16 protein-coding genes are annotated in these 16,810 nt (G+C 71.7%); 10 read left to right on the forward strand and 6 right to left on the reverse strand.

Annotated elements, in window-relative coordinates; translation table 11 throughout:
- Positions 1–77: 77 nt before the first annotated feature.
- Positions 78–983, forward strand: a complete 906-nt coding sequence (locus tag ACTYVM_RS00905; RefSeq protein WP_445524034.1) for a pseudouridine-5'-phosphate glycosidase — start codon at positions 78–80, stop codon at positions 981–983.
- Complete coding sequence (locus ACTYVM_RS00910; RefSeq protein ID WP_445524035.1) at positions 968–1,888, forward strand: carbohydrate kinase family protein; 921 nt, start codon at positions 968–970, stop codon at positions 1,886–1,888. The genes ACTYVM_RS00905 and ACTYVM_RS00910 overlap by 16 nt, the downstream gene beginning before the upstream one ends.
- Before the next feature lie 67 nt (positions 1,889–1,955).
- Here ACTYVM_RS00910 and ACTYVM_RS00915 read toward each other — a convergent pair whose 3' ends face one another.
- Positions 1,956–2,885 (reverse strand): methyltransferase domain-containing protein, encoded by a 930-nt coding sequence (locus tag ACTYVM_RS00915; RefSeq protein WP_445524036.1) that lies wholly within the window; start codon positions 2,883–2,885, stop codon positions 1,956–1,958.
- A gap of 155 nt (positions 2,886–3,040) precedes the next feature.
- Between ACTYVM_RS00915 and ACTYVM_RS00920 the strand changes: the two genes are divergently transcribed.
- Positions 3,041–4,132 carry a magnesium and cobalt transport protein CorA gene (locus ACTYVM_RS00920; protein WP_445524037.1) on the forward strand — a complete coding sequence of 364 codons (1,092 nt, stop codon included), beginning with the start codon at positions 3,041–3,043 and terminating at the stop codon, positions 4,130–4,132.
- Positions 4,133–4,216: 84 nt separating this feature from the next.
- Here ACTYVM_RS00920 and ACTYVM_RS00925 read toward each other — a convergent pair whose 3' ends face one another.
- Positions 4,217–4,858 (reverse strand): nucleoside/nucleotide kinase family protein, encoded by a 642-nt coding sequence (locus ACTYVM_RS00925; RefSeq protein WP_445524038.1) that lies wholly within the window; start codon positions 4,856–4,858, stop codon positions 4,217–4,219.
- A gap of 213 nt (positions 4,859–5,071) precedes the next feature.
- Here ACTYVM_RS00925 and ACTYVM_RS00930 point away from each other — a divergent pair, with 213 nt between their 5' ends.
- Positions 5,072–5,764, forward strand: a complete 693-nt coding sequence (locus tag ACTYVM_RS00930; RefSeq protein ID WP_445524039.1) for a DUF2293 domain-containing protein — start codon at positions 5,072–5,074, stop codon at positions 5,762–5,764.
- Positions 5,765–6,024: 260 nt separating this feature from the next.
- Entirely contained in the window at positions 6,025–7,512 is a 1,488-nt protein-coding gene (locus ACTYVM_RS00935; RefSeq protein ID WP_445524040.1) for a glutamate synthase subunit beta, read from the forward strand.
- A gap of 81 nt (positions 7,513–7,593) precedes the next feature.
- Here ACTYVM_RS00935 and ACTYVM_RS00940 read toward each other — a convergent pair whose 3' ends face one another.
- From ACTYVM_RS00940 to ACTYVM_RS00950, 3 genes are all read right to left on the reverse strand, one after another.
- Positions 7,594–8,382 (reverse strand): SAM-dependent methyltransferase, encoded by a 789-nt coding sequence (locus tag ACTYVM_RS00940; protein ID WP_445524041.1) that lies wholly within the window; start codon positions 8,380–8,382, stop codon positions 7,594–7,596.
- Between the two features lie 92 nt (positions 8,383–8,474).
- Positions 8,475–8,747 carry a DUF397 domain-containing protein gene (locus ACTYVM_RS00945; protein ID WP_400026271.1) on the reverse strand — a complete coding sequence of 91 codons (273 nt, stop codon included), beginning with the start codon at positions 8,745–8,747 and terminating at the stop codon, positions 8,475–8,477.
- Positions 8,748–9,608 carry a Sco1979 family transcriptional regulator gene (locus ACTYVM_RS00950; protein WP_445524042.1) on the reverse strand — a complete coding sequence of 287 codons (861 nt, stop codon included), beginning with the start codon at positions 9,606–9,608 and terminating at the stop codon, positions 8,748–8,750.
- A 247-nt stretch (positions 9,609–9,855) separates the two neighbouring features.
- On the opposite strand from ACTYVM_RS00950, the gene ACTYVM_RS00955 reads away from it, so the two are divergent.
- Positions 9,856–10,518 carry an ATP-binding protein gene (locus ACTYVM_RS00955; protein WP_445524043.1) on the forward strand — a complete coding sequence of 221 codons (663 nt, stop codon included), beginning with the start codon at positions 9,856–9,858 and terminating at the stop codon, positions 10,516–10,518.
- Positions 10,509–10,961: a hypothetical protein gene (locus tag ACTYVM_RS00960; RefSeq protein WP_445524044.1), complete on the forward strand. Its 453-nt coding sequence runs from the start codon at positions 10,509–10,511 to the stop codon at positions 10,959–10,961. The genes ACTYVM_RS00955 and ACTYVM_RS00960 overlap by 10 nt, the downstream gene beginning before the upstream one ends.
- A 72-nt stretch (positions 10,962–11,033) precedes the next feature.
- Here ACTYVM_RS00960 and ACTYVM_RS00965 read toward each other — a convergent pair whose 3' ends face one another.
- Positions 11,034–11,219: a DUF8839 family protein gene (locus ACTYVM_RS00965; RefSeq protein WP_445524045.1), complete on the reverse strand. Its 186-nt coding sequence runs from the start codon at positions 11,217–11,219 to the stop codon at positions 11,034–11,036.
- A 494-nt stretch (positions 11,220–11,713) separates the two neighbouring features.
- Between ACTYVM_RS00965 and ACTYVM_RS00970 the strand changes: the two genes are divergently transcribed.
- From ACTYVM_RS00970 to ACTYVM_RS00980, 3 genes are read left to right on the forward strand one after another with little or no spacing between them, the layout of a single operon-like run.
- Positions 11,714–12,655 (forward strand): ABC transporter ATP-binding protein, encoded by a 942-nt coding sequence (locus ACTYVM_RS00970; protein WP_445524046.1) that lies wholly within the window; start codon positions 11,714–11,716, stop codon positions 12,653–12,655.
- Positions 12,652–14,010, forward strand: coding sequence for an ABC transporter permease (locus tag ACTYVM_RS00975; RefSeq protein WP_445524047.1), 1,359 nt, complete (start codon positions 12,652–12,654; stop codon positions 14,008–14,010). Before ACTYVM_RS00970 ends, ACTYVM_RS00975 begins: the two co-directional genes overlap by 4 nt.
- Positions 14,011–14,013: 3 nt before the next feature.
- On the forward strand, positions 14,014–16,773 hold the full coding sequence (locus ACTYVM_RS00980; RefSeq protein ID WP_445524048.1) for an alkaline phosphatase family protein: 2,760 nt from the start codon (positions 14,014–14,016) through the stop codon (positions 16,771–16,773).
- Positions 16,774–16,810: the final 37 nt, after the last annotated feature.

Genomic DNA, 16,810 nt, shown 5'->3' on the forward strand with positions numbered 1-16,810 from the left:
GTACGGGTCGTGAGGGTTTGACCCGGTGCGGCACCCGCCAGAGATGAGGGGGAGCGCGACAGACGGGAGACAGGCACATGCTGCTGGTGTCCGAAGAGGTGCGGGAGGCGCTGGCCGCGCGCCGTCCCGTGGTGGCCCTGGAGTCCACGATCATCGCCCATGGGCTGCCGCGCCCGCGCAACCTCCAGGTGGCGCTGGAACTGGAGGACGCGGTGCGGCAGGAGGGTGCTGTGCCCGCGACCATCGCGGTGCTGGACGGCCACCCTCAAGTCGGCCTGGACAAGGGGCAGCTGGAACGGGTCGCGAACGAGGAGGGGATGCGCAAGCTCGGCCACCGTGACCTGCCGCTCGCGATGGCCGCGGGGGCGAGCGGGGCGACCACGGTGTCGGCGACGGCGCTGCTGGCCTCGCTGGCGGGCATCCGCGTGTTCGCCACGGGCGGGCTCGGCGGAGTGCACCGGGAGTGGACCCGGACGCAGGACGAGTCCGCCGACCTCGGACTGCTGGCGCGCACGCGCATCACGGTCGTGTGCGCGGGGGTCAAGTCGATCCTGGACGTGCCGGCGACGTTGCAGCGGCTGGAGACGCTGGGCGTCGCGGTGGCCGGGTACGGCACGGACCGCTTCCCCGGCTTCTACCTGTCCGACTCGGGTCATCCGGTGGACTGGACGCTGCGGACGCCGGAGGACGTGGCCGAGGTCATGCGGGCGCAGAACGCGCTGCGGGCACCGGAGTCGGCGCTGATCGTCGCGAACCCCGTGCCACGACAGGAGCAGTTGGACCCCGAACTGCACGCGCGTGTCCTCACCGACGCTCTGCACGCGTGCGCGGAGCAGGGCGTCACGGGGCAGGCGGTCACCCCGTTCCTGCTCGACCACCTGGTGCGGCACACCGACGGTGCCTCGCTGCGCGCCAACCTGGCCGCGGTGCGCGGCAACGTACGGCTGGCGGCACGGATCGCGGCGGCGTGGGCCCTGCGGTGACGGCCGGCGGGGCGCTGCTGGTGGTCGGGGACGTCGTGACGGACGTGGTCGTACGGCATCGCGGGCCCCTGGCCACCGGCACCGACACCTCCGCCGCGGTCCGGATGCTGCCCGGCGGGGCGGGGGCCAACGTGGCCTGCTGGGCGGCCCACAGCGGGTGCCGGGAGGTCCGGTTGCTGGGGCGGGTGGGCGCGGAGTCGGCGGTCTGGCACGAACGGGCGCTGGCCGCCTCGGGGGTGCGCCCCCACCTGGTGGTCGATTCCGGGGCCCCGACCGGAACGGTGGTCTGCCTCGTCGACTCGTCGGCGGCGGCCGAGCGCACGTTCCTCACGGACAGCGGGGCGTCGCTGCGTCTGGAGGCGGGTGACTGGTCCGACGCGCTGCTCGACGGAGTGGCCCGGCTGCATCTGTCGGGCTACCTGCTGTTCTCCGGTACGGGCCGGGCGGTGGTGGCGAGCGCCGTCGCGGCGGCCCGCGCGCGTGGTGTGCCGGTGAGCCTGGATCCCGCGTCGGCCGGATTCCTCGTCGCCCTGGGTGTGGACCGGTTCCTCGCGCTCATCGAGGGCGTGGACGTGCTGCTGCCCAGCCGCGACGAGGCCTGCCTGCTGACGGGTCTGCGCGACCCGGCGGACGCGGCGGCCGAGTTGAGCCGCCGTGTACCGCTGGTGGTCGTGAAACAGGGCTCTGCCGGGGCACGGGTGGCGCACACCGGCGCCGTCCGCGCCCACGTACCCGCGGTACCGGCCACCCCACGGGACACCACCGGCGCGGGCGATGCCTTCACCGGCGCCTTCCTCGCCGCCCTGCTGGCCGGCGCCACCCCCGAGACGGCGGCGTCCCGGGGCTGCGCGGCGGGCGCGCTCGCGGTGGCACGGGTGGGCGGGCGGCCTCCACAAGCCCGGTGACCCTCCGAGACCCCGGGGACATTCCGGTCGGCGGCCCAGAGGTACCGCGGCCGGCGGCCCGGAGGTACTACGGCTTGGTGCCCCACGCGGAGATCATCGGCGCGGTGGCCAGGTCCATGGTGCCGGAGGCCACGTTGGTCAGGTGCTGGTCGATCTCCTCGTCGGTGGCCAGGCCCGCGGCGACGAGCCGGGCGCGGATCTGCCGGACCGTGGCGGACTCCAGGGCGGTGCAGGCCGGCGAGGTGACCGGGAAGTAGGCGTCGGCCTCCACCCGGTGCAGACCGGCCTCGCGCAGCAGGCGCGGGAGTCTGCGGCCGTAGGCCAGGTCGGCGCCCCGATCGGCCAGCAGGCGGCAGAAGCCGTGGCGCAGCCGGTTGGCCAGTTCCTCCGCGGGGCCGTGTTCGTCCGGGCAGAGCAGGGGCTGGAGGGCGGGGTCGGCGTCCTCCAGCAGCAGCCGTCCGCCGGGGCGCAGCGCCCTGATCATGGACCGCAGCGCCCGTTCCCGGTCCGGCACGTGGACCAGGACGAGCCGGGCGTGCACGAGGTCGAAGCCCTCCCCCGGCGGCTCCTCGGCGCCCACGTCGTGGACCCTGACCTCCACCGGCGGGTGGGCGGCACCGGCGACCAGCGAGGTGTCGATGTCGGTCGCCACGACCGTACCCGTGGGGCCGACCCGCCGGGCCAGCCAGGACACGACGGAGGTGCCGCCGGCGCCGACCTCCCAGCAGCGCCACCCGGGTCCGACGCCGAGTCCTTCGAGGTGGCGGAACGTCGTGGGGTCGAAGAGGGTCGCGAAGGCGTCGAAACGCTCACCCGCCTCGGTCTGCCGGTTCTCGAGCAGATACCGGTCCCCGTCCGGGCCCTGCTGCCGCCCCTCGTCCCGGCTCTTGTCCCGGCCCACCGCCGGGCCCTCCTGCGGGCCGTTCTGCGGGCCGTCCTTGCCCTGGTAGGTGTCCGCGCCCGAATGCCCGCCCGGATGCTCGTCGCTGTGCGTCATACCGGGATCATCCCAGCCTCGTCCGGCGCCCGCCGCGCCCGTCCACAGGCGGGAACAGAGCGGAATGTGCGGTTTCCACAGGCTTACCCGGCGCTCGCGCGAGCCTGGCAAACTGGCTCGACCAGGCGGCAAGAAGTGCACGCGAGGAGATCCGGATGTCCATGGCGGGGAATCTGCGGAAGGTGGCTCGGCTGGCGCGAGGGCGGCGCCGGGTCGACCTGAGCCACCCTGCCCGGTCCCCGCTGGGCTCCTCCGTGGTGAACTGCGTGGCCTACCAGGACGGCGAGCGGCTCCCGGAGGCCGGCGATCTGGTGGAGGCCGTGACACGGGTGCGCAAGGCCCGTGACGGCTTCGTCTGGCTGGGACTGCACGAGCCGACGGACGAGGAGTTCGCGGGCATCGCGGACCTCTTCGACCTGCACCCGCTGGCGGTGGAGGACACGGTCAAGGCGCATCAGCGCCCGAAGGTGGAGCGGTACGGCCAGACGCTGTTCGCGGTATTCAAGACGGTCTACTACCTCGAACACGAGAAGCTGACGGCGACGAGCGAGGTGGTGAGCACCGGCGAGATCATGGTGTTCACCGGGCAGGACTTCGTGATCACCGTGCGGCACGGCCGGCACGGCTCGCTCGGTCCGCTGCGCGAGGAACTGGAGTCCGCTCCGGGCCAGCTCGCCAAGGGACCGGCGGCGGTGCTGCACGCGATCGCGGACCACGTGGTCGACGGCTACCTGGGTGTCACCGACTCGTTCCAGCAGGACATCGACGAGGTGGAGACCGCGGTGTTCGCGGAGGACGGCGCGCGGGTCGATCCGGGGCGGATCTACCAGCTCAAGCGGGAGTTGCTGGAGCTGAAGCGGGCCGTCGTGCCGCTGAGCCGCCCGCTGGAGGAGCTCTCCGCCCGGCCGATGCGGGTGATCGACCCGGAGATACAGGCGTACTTCCGGGACGTCCTCGACCATCAGACCCGGGCCAAGGAGCAGATAGCCGCCTTCGACGAACTGCTGAACTCGATTCTTCAGGCCCACCTCGCGCAGGTGACGGTGGCGCAGAACGAGGACATGCGCAAGATCACGGCATGGGCCGCGGTGATCGCGGTGCCGACCATGGTGTGCGGGGTGTACGGCATGAACTTCGAGGTGATGCCGGAACTCGACTGGCGGTTCGGCTATCCGCTGGTCATCTGCCTGATATCGGCCGTGTGCGTGTCGCTGTACCGCGGCTTCCGCCGCAACGGCTGGCTCTGAACCGTCGGCCCGCCTCGGGAGACGGCCGCCCCGGGAACCCGGTAGGGCGGGGACCCACAGCCGCGGTGATCGGGGGCGCTGGGCTCAGCCGCTCCAGGCCGGGTGCCGGGGGTCGTCGGCGCGCACCAGGACGTCGGCGGTGCGGGCCGGGTCGGTCTCGGTGTCGTAGCGCGCGAAGGCGGGCAGCGTCCAGTGCTCCGTCTCCGGGGTGCGGCGGCGCAGGGCGCCCGGGGAGAGGAGGACGTGGACGGTCAGGTCGAAGGGGAACCAGTGACGCAGCAGGAGGGGGCCGTGCAGCAACAACAGGGCACCGGGCGGAAGTTGGACGTAGGCGCTGCGGGTGGCGCGGTCGGTGACCGGGTCCCACAGGTCGGGCAGGACGCGGCCGTCACCGCCGGGTTCGAGCGGGCCGAAGACCTCGCGCCACAGGGCGCCGGTGTCGAGCCAGCCGTTGTAGTAGGACTCCTCGTCCCGGTGACCGTGTTCCAGGCGGAGGGAGGCCGGGCGCAGGAAGCCCTCGGTGCCCACGACCAGCGCGGGGCGGCCGAGCGGCCGCAGCGCCTCGGCGACGCGGTGGGCCAGGTCGCCCGGGAGCGCGGCGGGGGCACCGTCGAAGGCGACGCGAGGCCAGGGGCTGCCGTCGGCGGGCTTCAGGTCGAGCAGGCGCTCGGCGAGCAGGTCGCCGAGTCGTTCCCAGGTGATCGCTTGGAGTCGCACACGGCCCATGATGCGCCAGGGCGGGAGCGGGGTGCGGCGTGCGGCGTGCGGCGTGCGGCGTGCGGCGTGCGGCGTGCGGCGTGCGGCGAGAGTGGGAGGTGGCCAGACGGGAGGCGGGAGCGGGAGCGGAAGTCGGAGGCGAGAGTGGGAGTGGGAGTGGGAGGAGGGGCCGGGCGCGCGCTCGGGAAAGCACGTCGTATGGCCCCGCGTATGGCTCCAGGTATGGCTCCCCTTCCGGTTCCCCGGCCCTCCGACGGCCTCCTCGTCGTCCAGCCGCTGCGACGCAAGCGCTGCTCCGTGTGCCGACGCGGCCCGCTCCCGCTGCTCGTACTCGAGGAGGAAATGCCGCGGTGCCTGGACTGCGCCGACCTCGGGCACCTGGTCTTCCTGCCGCGCGGCGACACCGCGCTGACCCGACGGTCGCGACAGGAGAGCGCGCTGTCGGCGGTGGTGGTGCGGTTCAACCGGCGCAGGAGCCGGTACGAGCGGCAGGGCGTCCTCGTCGAGGAGGCGGCGCTCGCCCGCGCGGAGCTGCGCTGCCTGGCCGACTCCGAGGCCCGGCGCCGTCGCCGGGCGCGCGACGCGCGGCGACGGGCGGCGGAGGACATACGCTTCGCGGACGCGTTCACGGCGGAGATCCTGCGGCTCTTTCCCACCTGCCCGCCGGACCGCGCGCGAGCCATCGCCGGGCACGCCTCCCTGCGCGGCAGTGGACGGGTCGGCCGCAGCGCGTCGGGCCGCGCCCTGTCCGAGACCGCGGTCACCTCGGCGGTCGCGGCGTCCGTACGCCACCTGGACACGCCGTACGACCGGCTGCTGATGAGCGGGATGGCACGTCCCGAGGCCCGGCGGCGGATCAGGGCCGGCGTGGACTCGGTACTGAGGGCCTGGCGAGAGCAGGAACCGCACGGGTAGCACCCGCCCGGGCCGGCAGCTCCCCACGTACCGGTATCCGGCTCACCGCGCACCGCCACCCGGCCCCGCGCGCACCGCTCCACGGACGTATCCGGCCCCCCGCGTACCGCTCCACGCGCGTGTACCGCTCCGCGGACGTACCCCGTTCCGCGCGCACCGCGCGAGGGACATCACCAGGGGACGTACCGGGCCCTGCGTCTGCTGCGCGCCGGACGTATCGTGGCCGGAAAGAGGTGGTGCCCGAGGCAAGGGGGACGGCCATGGCCGATCCCAAGGGTTTCATGACCACACCCCGCCAGGAGTGGCCCCGCAGGCCGGTCGAGGAGCGGGTGCGGGACTGGCACGAGGTGTACGTGCCGGGCGGGTTGCTTCCGATCATCAGCAAGCAGGCCGACCGGTGCATGGACTGCGGGGTGCCGTTCTGCCACGAGGCCTGTCCGCTGGGCAATCTGATCCCCGAGTGGAACGACCTGGTGTCCCGGGAGGACTGGCGGGCGGCCGCCGACCGGCTGCACGCGACGAACAACTTCCCGGAGTTCACCGGGCGGTTGTGCCCGGCGCCGTGCGAGGCGGGGTGCGTGCTGGCGATCAACCAGCCGGCGGTCACCATCAAGAACGTCGAGTGCGCGATCGCCGACCGGTCCTGGGAGGAGGGGTTCACCCCGCCGCGCCCGCCGGACCGGCTGTCCGGGCGGACCGTCGCGGTGATCGGGTCGGGGCCGACCGGGCTCGCCGCGGCCCAGCAGCTGACCCGCGCGGGACACACGGTCGCCCTGTACGAGCGGGACGACCGGCTCGGCGGGCTGATGCGGTACGGCATCCCCGCGTTCAAGATGGAGAAGCACCATCTGGAACGGCGATTGGAGCAGATGCTGGCCGAGGGGACGAAGTTCCGTACGTCGACGGAAGTCGGGCGAGACGTCGGGGCCGGGGAGCTACGGGCGCGCTACGACGCCGTGGTGATCGCCACGGGCGCCACGGCCTGGCGGGAACTCCCGGTGCCAGGCCGCGAGTTGACCGGCATCCACCAGGCGATGGTGTATCTGCCGCTGGCCAACCGGGTGTGTGAGGGCGACTTGGAGGCCTCCCCGGTGTCCGCGGCCGGACGGCACGTCGTGATCGTCGGCGGCGGCGACACGGGCGCCGACTGCCTGGGCACGGCCGTGCGGCAGGGCGCCGCGTCCGTGACGCAGCTGGACATCTACGCCCAGCCGGGCGCGGAGCGCGACGAGGACATCGAGCCGTGGCCGACCTACCCGAAGATCTACCGGTTGTCGCCCGCGCACCAGGAGGCGGGCGATCTGGGCACGGCGCCGGTCGCGGACGCCGACGCGCGGCTGTTCGCCGCGTCGACGCTGCGCTTCGCCGGTGACGCCGACGGGCGTGTGCGTGAGCTGCACCTGGTGGAGGTGGACGCGGAGCGGCGCCCCCTGCCGGGCAGCGAGCGCACGATCCCGGCCGATCTGGTGCTGCTCGCGCTGGGTTTCTCCGGCCCGTCCCAGGAGGACGGCCTCATCGACCAGTTGGGTCTGCGACTCACCGACCGGGGCACGATAGCCCGCGACCCCGCCTTCGCGACCAACGTCCCCGGCGTGTTCGCCGCCGGGGACGCCGCCCGTGGCCAGTCGCTGATCGTCTGGGCCATCGCCGAGGGCCGCGCGGTCGCCGCGGCCGTGGACCACCATCTGACGGGCGCCTGGAGCCTCCCGTCCCCGATCGGTCCGTTCGACCGTCCGATGCGGGTGTGATGGCGACGGCGCCCCACCTGGCAGGCGGGGCACCGCGAACATCACTGCGTCATGGCTTCACTGCGTCATGCCGTCACTGCGTCACGGCTTGCGCGCCACCGCCCCGTAGCCCGGGATGACTCCGTCGTCCTGGCCCGGGATCGGTTCGCCCAGTTCCGGGTGCCACTTGTGGACGACCTCCACGCCGGGATCGACGAGTTCCAGGCCGTCGAAGAAGCGGGTGAACTCCTCGCGGGAGCGGAGGGCGAGAGTGACGCCCCCGGCCTTCAGCTTGGCCGTGGCCGCCTCCGACTCCTCCGGGGTGAAGTCGGAGGTGGCGTGGGTCATCATCAGGTAGCTGCCGGAGGGCAGTTCGGCGAGGAGCCGGGCGACCAGGTCATGGGCGCCGTCCTCGTCGGTGATGAAGTGGAGCAGCGCTATCAGGGAGAGCGCCACGGGCCGGTCGAAGTCCAGGACCTTCCCGGCGCCCTCCAGGATCATGGCGGGGTCGCGGACGTCGGCCTGCACGTACTCGGTGATGCCCTCCGGCGCGCTGCGCAGCAGGGCCGCCGCGTGGGCCAGCACGATCGGATCGTTGTCGCAGTAGACGACCCGCGCGTCGGGCGCGACCGACTGGGCGACCTGGTGCAGGTTCGGCTCGGTCGGTATGCCGGTGCCGATGTCCAGGAACTGCCGTACGCCCTGGCCGGCCAGCCATCGCGTCGCCCGGTGCATGAACGCGCGGTTGACCTTGGCCATCACCGGCACCCGCGGCTCGAGTGCCAGCATCTGCCGGCCCAGTTCCTCGTCGACCGGGTAGTTGTCCTTGCCGCCGAGGTACCAGTCGTACATCCGCGCGGGATGCGGCCTGCTGGTGTCGATCTCGGTCATACGGCACCTCGTAAGCGTCTGAAGTGAGCAATGGTCATGATCAAGTGATTACCAAGATTAGGGAGTTGAGTCAGCCAACAGACAGGGGTCGTTCAGGTCAGAAGGAAGTCCGCCTCTCCGGCCTTCGCGCCCTCGATGAACGCCGTCATCTCGTCGGTCGTGTAGATGAGCGCCGGTCCTTCCGGGTCGGTCGACTGACGGACCGCGATCCGGCCGTCGTCCAGCTTCATGGCCTCCAGGCAGTTGCCTCCGTTGCCCCCGCTCCACGGCTTGTGCCAGCCCTCGCTGCCGAGTTCGCCGGCGGGCATGCCGTTGTAGATCCCGCGGCGCAGCCGCGGCTTGGGCTGGGACGTGATGCGTTCCATTCACAGCTCCTTGCGGAAATCCCGGAGGATCTCCTTCGTGCGATGTGCAGTAGCGGCCTGCGCCGCCATGCGGTCCATGACCTCGAGGTGGCTCGCCACCTCCTCACGCGCGTCCAGGTAGACCGCGCCGGTCAGGTACTCGCTGTAAACCATGTCCGGCAGTTCGGGCACGGCGAATCGGAACAGCACGAAGGGTCCGTACGTGCCGGCGTGCGGCCCCGCGGAGAACGGGGCGACCTGCAACGTCACGTTGGGCAGCTTCGCGGCCTCCAGCAGCCGGTCGATCTGAGCACGCATCACCTCGGGGCCGCCGACCTGGCGGCGCAGCGCGGTCTCGTCCATCACCGCCCAGAACCTGGGGGCGTCCGGACGGGTCAGCAGATCCTGGCGTTGCATGCGCAGCGCGACATGGCGCTCTATGTCCTCGGGGCTGGTCTGGCCGACGGCGCCGGACTTGAGCACCCCGCGCGCGTAGTCCTCGGTCTGGAGCAGTCCGGGGACGAAGTGCGGCTCGTAGGACCGGATGAGCGCGGCGGCACCCTCCAGGCTGACGTGCATCGAGAACCAGCCCGGCAGGATGTCGTGGAACCGCTGCCACCAGCCCGGCTGGTTGGCGTCCTCGGCCAGCCGCATGAAGGCCTCGGCCTCCTCCTCGGAGACGCCGTACGCCTTCAGCAGCAGCTGGAGGTACGGGATCTTGAGGGCGACCTCGGCCATTTCCATGCGTCGCACGGTGGCGGGGGCCACGTGCAGGACGCGGGCGGCCTCCTCACGCTTGAGCCCCGCGCTCTCCCGCAGGTCCCACAGGCGCCTGCCGAGCACGACCTGCCCGACGGTCGGCGCGGACCGCGGCTCGCTCACACTCCACCTCCACTGACCCAGGAGCGAACTGTACGGACGGACGTGAGGATTCCGGAGGTTCGGTAAGGAATCCCGCACGGCCCACGGCAATCGTTCGAAGACCTGTTCGAAAGTCCGGGGATCCGGTGGCCTCAACTGGTGCCGTTCGACGTGCTGTTGCGAGCAGTGTGCCATGGCGCCTGAGCGCGACTCCAACACTCTGCAATTTCCAGAGTGACACTTGCCAAGTGTTCACGGCGGGGAGATAGTGGCAAGCGTGATTCCGTCTCCGCCCTTAGGAACAGACGCCGCCGCGAGCCTGCTGAGCCACGGCGCCAGCACGGGAGCGGGCCCCGGCGGGGCCGTTGCCGAGCGTCGGTTCCGTTTCGAACTGGCCGCGCATCCCGGTTCCCCCGCGCAGGCCAGGCGCCTGACCCGAACCTGGCTGACCGGCTGGTCCGTGTGCGAGGACACCTGTGACGCGGCGGCCCTGGTCGTCTCCGAGCTGGTCACCAACGCCATCGTGCACACGGCCAGCAGGCAGATCGTGTGCGAGCTGCACGACGGGGACGAGCTGGTGCGCATAGCCGTGCGGGACGAGGGGTGCGCGCCGGGCGAGCCGCAGCCGTCGCCGCGGCAGCCCGAGGAAGAGCACGGGAGGGGACTGCTCCTCGTCGACGCCGTATGCCTGGCCTGGGGAGCCCAGGAACAGGGCACCGGCCTGGTGGTCTGGGCGGATCTGCCGCGCCGTTCCGCGCCCGTGCGGGGCGATCTGGGCTGGGGCGCCCGCCCCAAGCCGGCTCCCGCCCGCGACACGGGCGACAAGAACGGCCCGCAGGCGCATGGGCACGGGCCGGGGCAGGGGCAAGGACAGGGGCACGGCCAGGCACACCGGCAGGCACATCACGAAACGGGGACCGCATGGCTGTGACCGGCGCCGGCTCCTTGGGCAGCTCAGGCCAGCCGCTCAACCTGGACACGCTCGTACGCCTGGGACGCGGTCTGCGCACCCACGGCGCACCCCGGCGGCTGTCCGTGCCGGAGGGCATGACCGCCCCCCTGGGCTGCGACGCGGTCGCGGTCCCCGCCCACCTCGGTCCGCAGCTGATGCCCCGGCTGCCCCGCGTCGGCTGCGTCTACGCCGACCGCGCGCACTGGTGGTGGGTCGTCCCCGCGGACTCCGACTACGCCCTGCGCTGGCCCGCTCCCGCCCACTACTCCCCGGGCGCGGCGCTCCCCGCCTCGCCGACGGCGCCCTTCCTCGTCCACCGCCCGGCGGGCACGATCCCCTACACCCCGCCGATCCCCCTCTATCTGGCCCTGTGCCGGATCACCGGGACGACCCCGGCCTGGTCGAGCCCCGTCAGCGCGTAACCGACCGGACTGATCCGGTCGACGGCCACGGGGGATGAGGGACTGATCCGGTCGAGGTCGACGCCTGCCGGGTCACGCCGTGGCGTCACCGCCGGAGTCTCCGCCGCGGACGATCACCAGGAACGTGTCTGTCGCGAGGTCCATGACAACCTCGGCGGGCAGGCCTTCCAGACGCCGCGCATGCGCGAACTCCTCCGCCGGCCACGACCCGCGCGGACCACCGGCGGGAAAGCGCTCGAGCACCGTTCGCCCGTTCACCCTGCACCTCCACGTTCACTGCTGTACTTGCAAATTTAAACGCCTAGCAGGGGGCGAACGCCTCTCCTGGTGCCCCTACTGAGACGTACGTGACACCAGCCCCCTACCAAAGGTGCGTCCCACCTCACACTTCCGGCCGACACGAGCACCGTCCGCACCGATCCGCCTACAACCCGTGCTCGACCCTCGCGCCGCGCGCGGAAGCGGGTGTCCCGTGACCCACGACGCGGGTCACGGGACCGCCCGGGAACTGCTGGGCCTGGCGCCGGAACGCGCTGCCGGGGGACGCCCGCACCCGACGATCGGCGCCACCTACCCGCTGGAGCAGGCCGCACCGAAGTTCGAACCTCAAGTCGACCCCCTCCACACCTACTTGGCGTGGAATTGTCGTGAGCACGATCTCTGCATTCCGTTCCGCAAGCGTTCAACTCGGCGTCCCCGCAGGCGTCGTGTGTCGTCCCTACGGTCCTTGAGGGCTGCGAAGGAAGGGACTCATGGACACACTCCTCGCGATCCGGGCGCGCGGGACGACCAAGTGTTTCGGCGATGTCGTCGCGCTCGACGGCGTCGATCTCAACGTGGAGCGGGGAAAGATCCACGGCTTGGTCGGGCCCAACGGCGCCGGCAAGACCACCCTGCTCGGCCTCCTGCTGGGCCTGGCCGTCGCCGACAGCGGGTCCCTCGAAATCCTGGGGACGCCGGCCGGGCGGGCGCTCGCCGCTCCCGACGGTGTCGCCGGGTTCGTGGACGGGCCCGGTCTCTACCCCTCGCTCACCGCACGGCAGAACCTCGCCGCGCTGGCCGCTCTGCGCGGCCTCGACACGCGGACAGCGGGGATCGACGGCGTGCTCGACCAGGTCGGGCTCACCGATGTCGCCGACGACCCGGCCCGCGGATTCTCCCTCGGGATGCGGCAGCGGCTTGGACTCGCCGCGGCCCTGCTCACGAAACCCCGGCTGCTCGTCCTCGACGAACCCGCCAACGGCCTCGACCCGGCCGGCAAGAACCACGTGCACGGTGTCCTCACCCGGCTCGCGGCGGACGGCACCTGCGTCGTGCTGTCGAGCCACCGCATGGAGGACCTGGAGGCGCTGTGCTCCGAGGTCACCATCCTCGCCACCGGACGAGTCGTCTTCTCCGGCCCGCTGGGCAAGCTGGCCGCCGAGAACCGTGAACTCGACTACCGGCTGCTCACCTCCGACCCGCGGGCGGCCCGCCGGCTGGCCGACGGCACGGCCGGGGTACGCGTCGTCGACGACGCCGGAACGCGGCACGGCGCCGACGCGCTCGTCGTCCGCGCACCGGTGCCCGCTCTCGACGAACTGGTGGTACGACTCGTGGGCGCGGGCATCGCGTTGCGCGAACTCGCCCCCGTCGTGTCGCCGTTGGAGGCCGCGTTCCTCGCCCTCACCGAAGAGCGGGAGGCCGGCCGATGACCGCGACCGCCACGCACGAGCACACCGCCGGCACCCACCACGTCCCGGTGACCCGCGCCTACCGCTTCGAACTGGTCAAGCTGGTCTCGCAGTGGCGGATCCGCCTGCTGGTCCTCGCCTGCTGGATCGTGCCGGCGCTCTTCGTCGCCGCGGTGAGCCTCCAGAGCACACTCCCCTCCGACACCCTCTTCGGCCGCTGGATGCACGCCACCGGGTGGGCCGGACCGCTGGTGATGCTCGGTTTCGCGGGCACCTGGGCGCTCCCGCTGCTGACCTCGGTGGTCGCCGGCGACGTGTTCGCCTCCGAGGACCGGCTCGGCACCTGGCGCCACCTGCTGGTGGCGGTCCGCTCGCCCCGGCGGATCTTCGCGTCGAAGGCGCTGGCCGGCCTCACCGTCATCCTGCTGCTCGTGGCCGGACTGGCCTGTTCCAGCACCGTCGGCGGCGTCCTAGCGGTCGGCAACCAGCCGTTGGTCGGCCTCGACGGCCATCTGCTGACGCCGGCGGACGCCGCGGGCAAGGTCCTCCTCGCCTGGCTCTGCGTCCTCGCCCCCACCCTGGCCCTCGCCGCGATCGGACTGCTCGGGTCGGTCGCGCTGGGCCGGTCCCCGATGGGGCTGCTGCTGCCCGCGCTCGCCGCGCTCGCGATGCAGCTCGCCCAGATGCTGCCGCTGCCCGTCGCCATACGCCTCGCCCTGCCCGGCTACGCCTTCATCGCCTGGAACGGCCTGTTCACCAGCCCGGCACAGCTCGGCCCGCTGCTGATCGGCATCGTGGTGGGCCTGGTATGGGCGGTGGCCGCCACGACCCTGGCGTATCTGCTCTTCCTGCGGCGCGACTTCACCAACCCGGCCTACGACGGCTCCGGGCGGCGCGCGATCACCACCGGACTCCTGCCGCTGGCCGGGCTGACCGCCCTCACGGTCGCGGTCGTCGCCGTGGCGACACCGTCGACGGGCTCCGGAATCGAGCAGGCCAAGGTGCAGCGGTCGGTCGCCACGGCGTTCGCGCACCTCTACCGCCTGCAGACCGACCAGCTCAACCGCCCGGCCGTCACCGAGGCGCAGCTGCGGGTCACGGCGGCGTGCGACAAGGGCGGCGGCCAGCTCGCCGCACGGGGGCCGGGCAACGACTGGCGCTGCGTCGTCACCTGGCATCTGCCCGGCGTCGAGGCCCCGGGCACGGCGATCTACCAGCTCGACGTCACCGCGGACGGCCGGTTCGTGGCCGACGGCGACGGACCGAAGGAAGTGAACGGCTACTTCCTGGTGCGGACCCTGACCGGGGACACACCGAACCCGCTCTGGCAGTTCGACGGCAACGTCGAACTTCTCCGGACCACTTCGAAGGGATGATCCATGCAGGTGACTCGGCGCCGTCGGCAGGTCGAGAAGGAGCAGGTCAGTCTGTTCGGCAGACATTTCAACCGCCGGACCTCGCTGGTGACGGCGTGCATCGCCACCGCGGCGCTGGTCGTCTCCGGCACGGCTTTCGCCGACACGCACCAGTTCGGCACCCAGCAGGTCGGCCAGACGACCGACCAGGGCCTGGTCGTCTCCAGCGACCAGTACATCGCCCCGTACGGTGACCGCCTCGTCATCGACAACGGCAAGATCATGTCGTCCTCGGTCAGTCCGGACGGTACCCACGTCGCGGCCTCGGTCACCGACGGTGGAGTGGCGCTCGCCATCGTGGACCTGAAGAACTGGAAGGTGCAGCAGCTCGTCGGCAACAACGCGGCGGCGGACCTGCGCATCAGTGGCAATGACGTGGGCCAGGAAGGCCCTGCGTACTCGCCCGACGGCACGCAGCTGTGGCTGGGCCAGACCGACGGCTACACCAGGTTCACGGTACGGCCGGACGGCAGCGTCGCGGACCCGACGTTCATCACGATCCCGGCGGACGGGTCCAAGCACGCACTGGTGGGCGCGGCGGTGTTCTCGCCCGACGGCTCCACCGTGTACTCCGCGGTCAACGGCCAGAACCGGGTGGTCGCCATCAATGCGGCAACCGGGGTCATCGAGCAGAGCTGGACCGTGGGCAACGCCCCGCGTGGCATGGTCCAGGTCGGCACCAAGCTCTACGTCAGCAACGAGGGCGGACGGCCGGCGAAGCCCGGCGACACCACGATCAACTCGTACGGCACCCAGGTGCCCGCCGACCCGAAGACCGGTGCCACCACCACCGGCACGGTCAGCGTCATCGACCTGGCGGACCCGGCTGCCGCAGTCGGGAGCGTCGACGTCGGTCTGCACCCGACCACCATGTACGCCAGGAAGGGGGCGGTGTTCGTCACCAACACCGCCACCAACGACGTGTCGGTCATCGACACGCGCCGCGACAAGGTCGTGCAGACCATCGCGACCCAGCCGTGGCCGGAGGCGTCGGTGGGCTACCACCCCAACGCGGTGACGCTCACCGACGACGGTCATCTGCTGGTGACGCTCGGCGGCGCCAACGCGGTCGCCGTCTACCGGTACAAGACCCCGCAGGAGCCGGTCAGCTACGTCGGCCTGCTCCCGACGGACTACTTCCCCGCGGAGATCGCCACCGTCGGCAACGAGGTGGTGGTCTCCAACACCCGTGGTATCGACGCCCGCCGCCCCACCAACAGCGCGGGGCGCGGCACCCACGACACGACGTCGAGCGTGCAGCGGTTCACGCTGCCGTCCGACAAGGTCGTCAAGTCCGAGACGTCCAAGATCTTCGAACGGAACGGCTGGACCAAGAACTCGGTCAAGCCGGCCCAGGGCAAGGGCCTGGGCCGGACTCCGGTGCCGGTCCCGGAGAAGCTCGGCGATCCCTCGACGATCAAGCACGTGTTCATGATCGTCAAGGAGAACCGGACCTACGACCAGGTCTTCGGTGACATCCCGCAGGGCGACGGCGACCCGTCGCTGACGCAGTTCGGCGAGAACGTGACGCCGAACCAGCACGCACTGGCCAAGCAGTTCGGGCTGTACGACAACACGTACGACATCGGCACCAACTCGGCCGAGGGTCACAACTGGCTGATGCAGTCCGACAACCCGGAGTACACCGAGTCCTCGGCCGGTGAGTACGCGCGCAGCTACGACACCGAGGACGACGCCCTCGGCCACCAGCGGACCGGCTTCCTCTGGACCGGCGCGCAGGCGGCGGGCAAGTCCGTGCGGAACTTCGGCGAGTTCCACCAGTTCCTGACCAAGCCGGCGGACGCGACCTGGCAGAACCTGTACTGCGACAGCAAGAACATGGAGGCGACCGGTCAGGACACCGCCTACACCCTGAACTCGTCCTCGCCGATCCCGTCGCTCAACGACGTGTCGGTGCCCGGCTTCCCGAAGTACGACCTCAGCGTCCCGGACGTCTACCGGGCCCAGATCTGGAAGCGTGACTTCGAGAAGAACGGGCCGGCCAACCTGAACATGTTCTGGCTCTCCAGCGACCACACCGGTGGTCCGGCGAGCGCGGCGGCTCAGGTCGCGGACAACGACCTCGCGGTCGGCAAGATCGTCGACACGATCTCGCACAGCAAGTACTGGAAGGACTCGGCGATCTTCGTTGTCGAGGACGACTCCCAGGCCGGCCTCGACCACGTCGACGGCCACCGTGCCCCGATCCAGATCATCAGCCCCTGGGCCCAGCACGGCACCGTCGACAGCCGTTACTACTCGCAGATCACGATGATCCGCACCATCGAGCAGATCCTCGGGATCCACCCGATGAACCAGAGGGACAGCGCGGCCAGCCCGATGGCGGGGGCGTTCACCCGGACGCCGGACTTCACGCCGTTCACCGCCCTGCCCAACCGGACCCCGCTGACCGATGGGGTGAAGAGCGCGCCTTCCTGCGGCCTGGACACCCCGGCGCCGCAGAACCCCAAGGCGGCGGCCGTGCCGTCGGCAACGGTGCCGGCGGCCCAGCAGGCGGTCGCGGCGAAGTGGGAGAACTGGAAGTCGAAGCAGCGGCTGACCGGGCCCAACGCCAGGCCCGACTTCGCGAACCCGGCTCAGATGAACCACTTCACCTGGTACGAGACGCACCAGTGGAGCAAGCCGTACCCCGGCGAGAAGAAGATCTTCGCGCCGGACGACGTGCCGGGCGCGTACATCCCGTCGCCGGAGTCGGACGGCTGACGGCTGACGGCTGACGGCTGACGGCTGACGGCTGTCT

The sequence above is a fragment of the Streptomyces cyslabdanicus genome, assembly GCF_052663305.1.

Coding starts and splice junctions, on each gene's coding strand:
- ACTYVM_RS00940 (WP_445524041.1), bottom strand. CDS start 8,382: ATGACCGAGATCGACACCAGCAGGCCGCATCCCGCGCGGATGTACGAC.
- ACTYVM_RS00975 (WP_445524047.1), top strand. CDS start 12,652: ATGACCGCGACCGCCACGCACGAGCACACCGCCGGCACCCACCACGTC.
- ACTYVM_RS00970 (WP_445524046.1), top strand. CDS start 11,714: ATGGACACACTCCTCGCGATCCGGGCGCGCGGGACGACCAAGTGTTTC.
- ACTYVM_RS00980 (WP_445524048.1), top strand. CDS start 14,014: ATGCAGGTGACTCGGCGCCGTCGGCAGGTCGAGAAGGAGCAGGTCAGT.
- ACTYVM_RS00905 (WP_445524034.1), top strand. CDS start 78: ATGCTGCTGGTGTCCGAAGAGGTGCGGGAGGCGCTGGCCGCGCGCCGT.
- ACTYVM_RS00920 (WP_445524037.1), top strand. CDS start 3,041: ATGTCCATGGCGGGGAATCTGCGGAAGGTGGCTCGGCTGGCGCGAGGG.
- ACTYVM_RS00935 (WP_445524040.1), top strand. CDS start 6,025: ATGGCCGATCCCAAGGGTTTCATGACCACACCCCGCCAGGAGTGGCCC.
- ACTYVM_RS00915 (WP_445524036.1), bottom strand. CDS start 2,885: ATGACGCACAGCGACGAGCATCCGGGCGGGCATTCGGGCGCGGACACC.
- ACTYVM_RS00960 (WP_445524044.1), top strand. CDS start 10,509: ATGGCTGTGACCGGCGCCGGCTCCTTGGGCAGCTCAGGCCAGCCGCTC.
- ACTYVM_RS00925 (WP_445524038.1), bottom strand. CDS start 4,858: ATGGGCCGTGTGCGACTCCAAGCGATCACCTGGGAACGACTCGGCGAC.
- ACTYVM_RS00945 (WP_400026271.1), bottom strand. CDS start 8,747: ATGGAACGCATCACGTCCCAGCCCAAGCCGCGGCTGCGCCGCGGGATC.
- ACTYVM_RS00930 (WP_445524039.1), top strand. CDS start 5,072: ATGGCTCCCCTTCCGGTTCCCCGGCCCTCCGACGGCCTCCTCGTCGTC.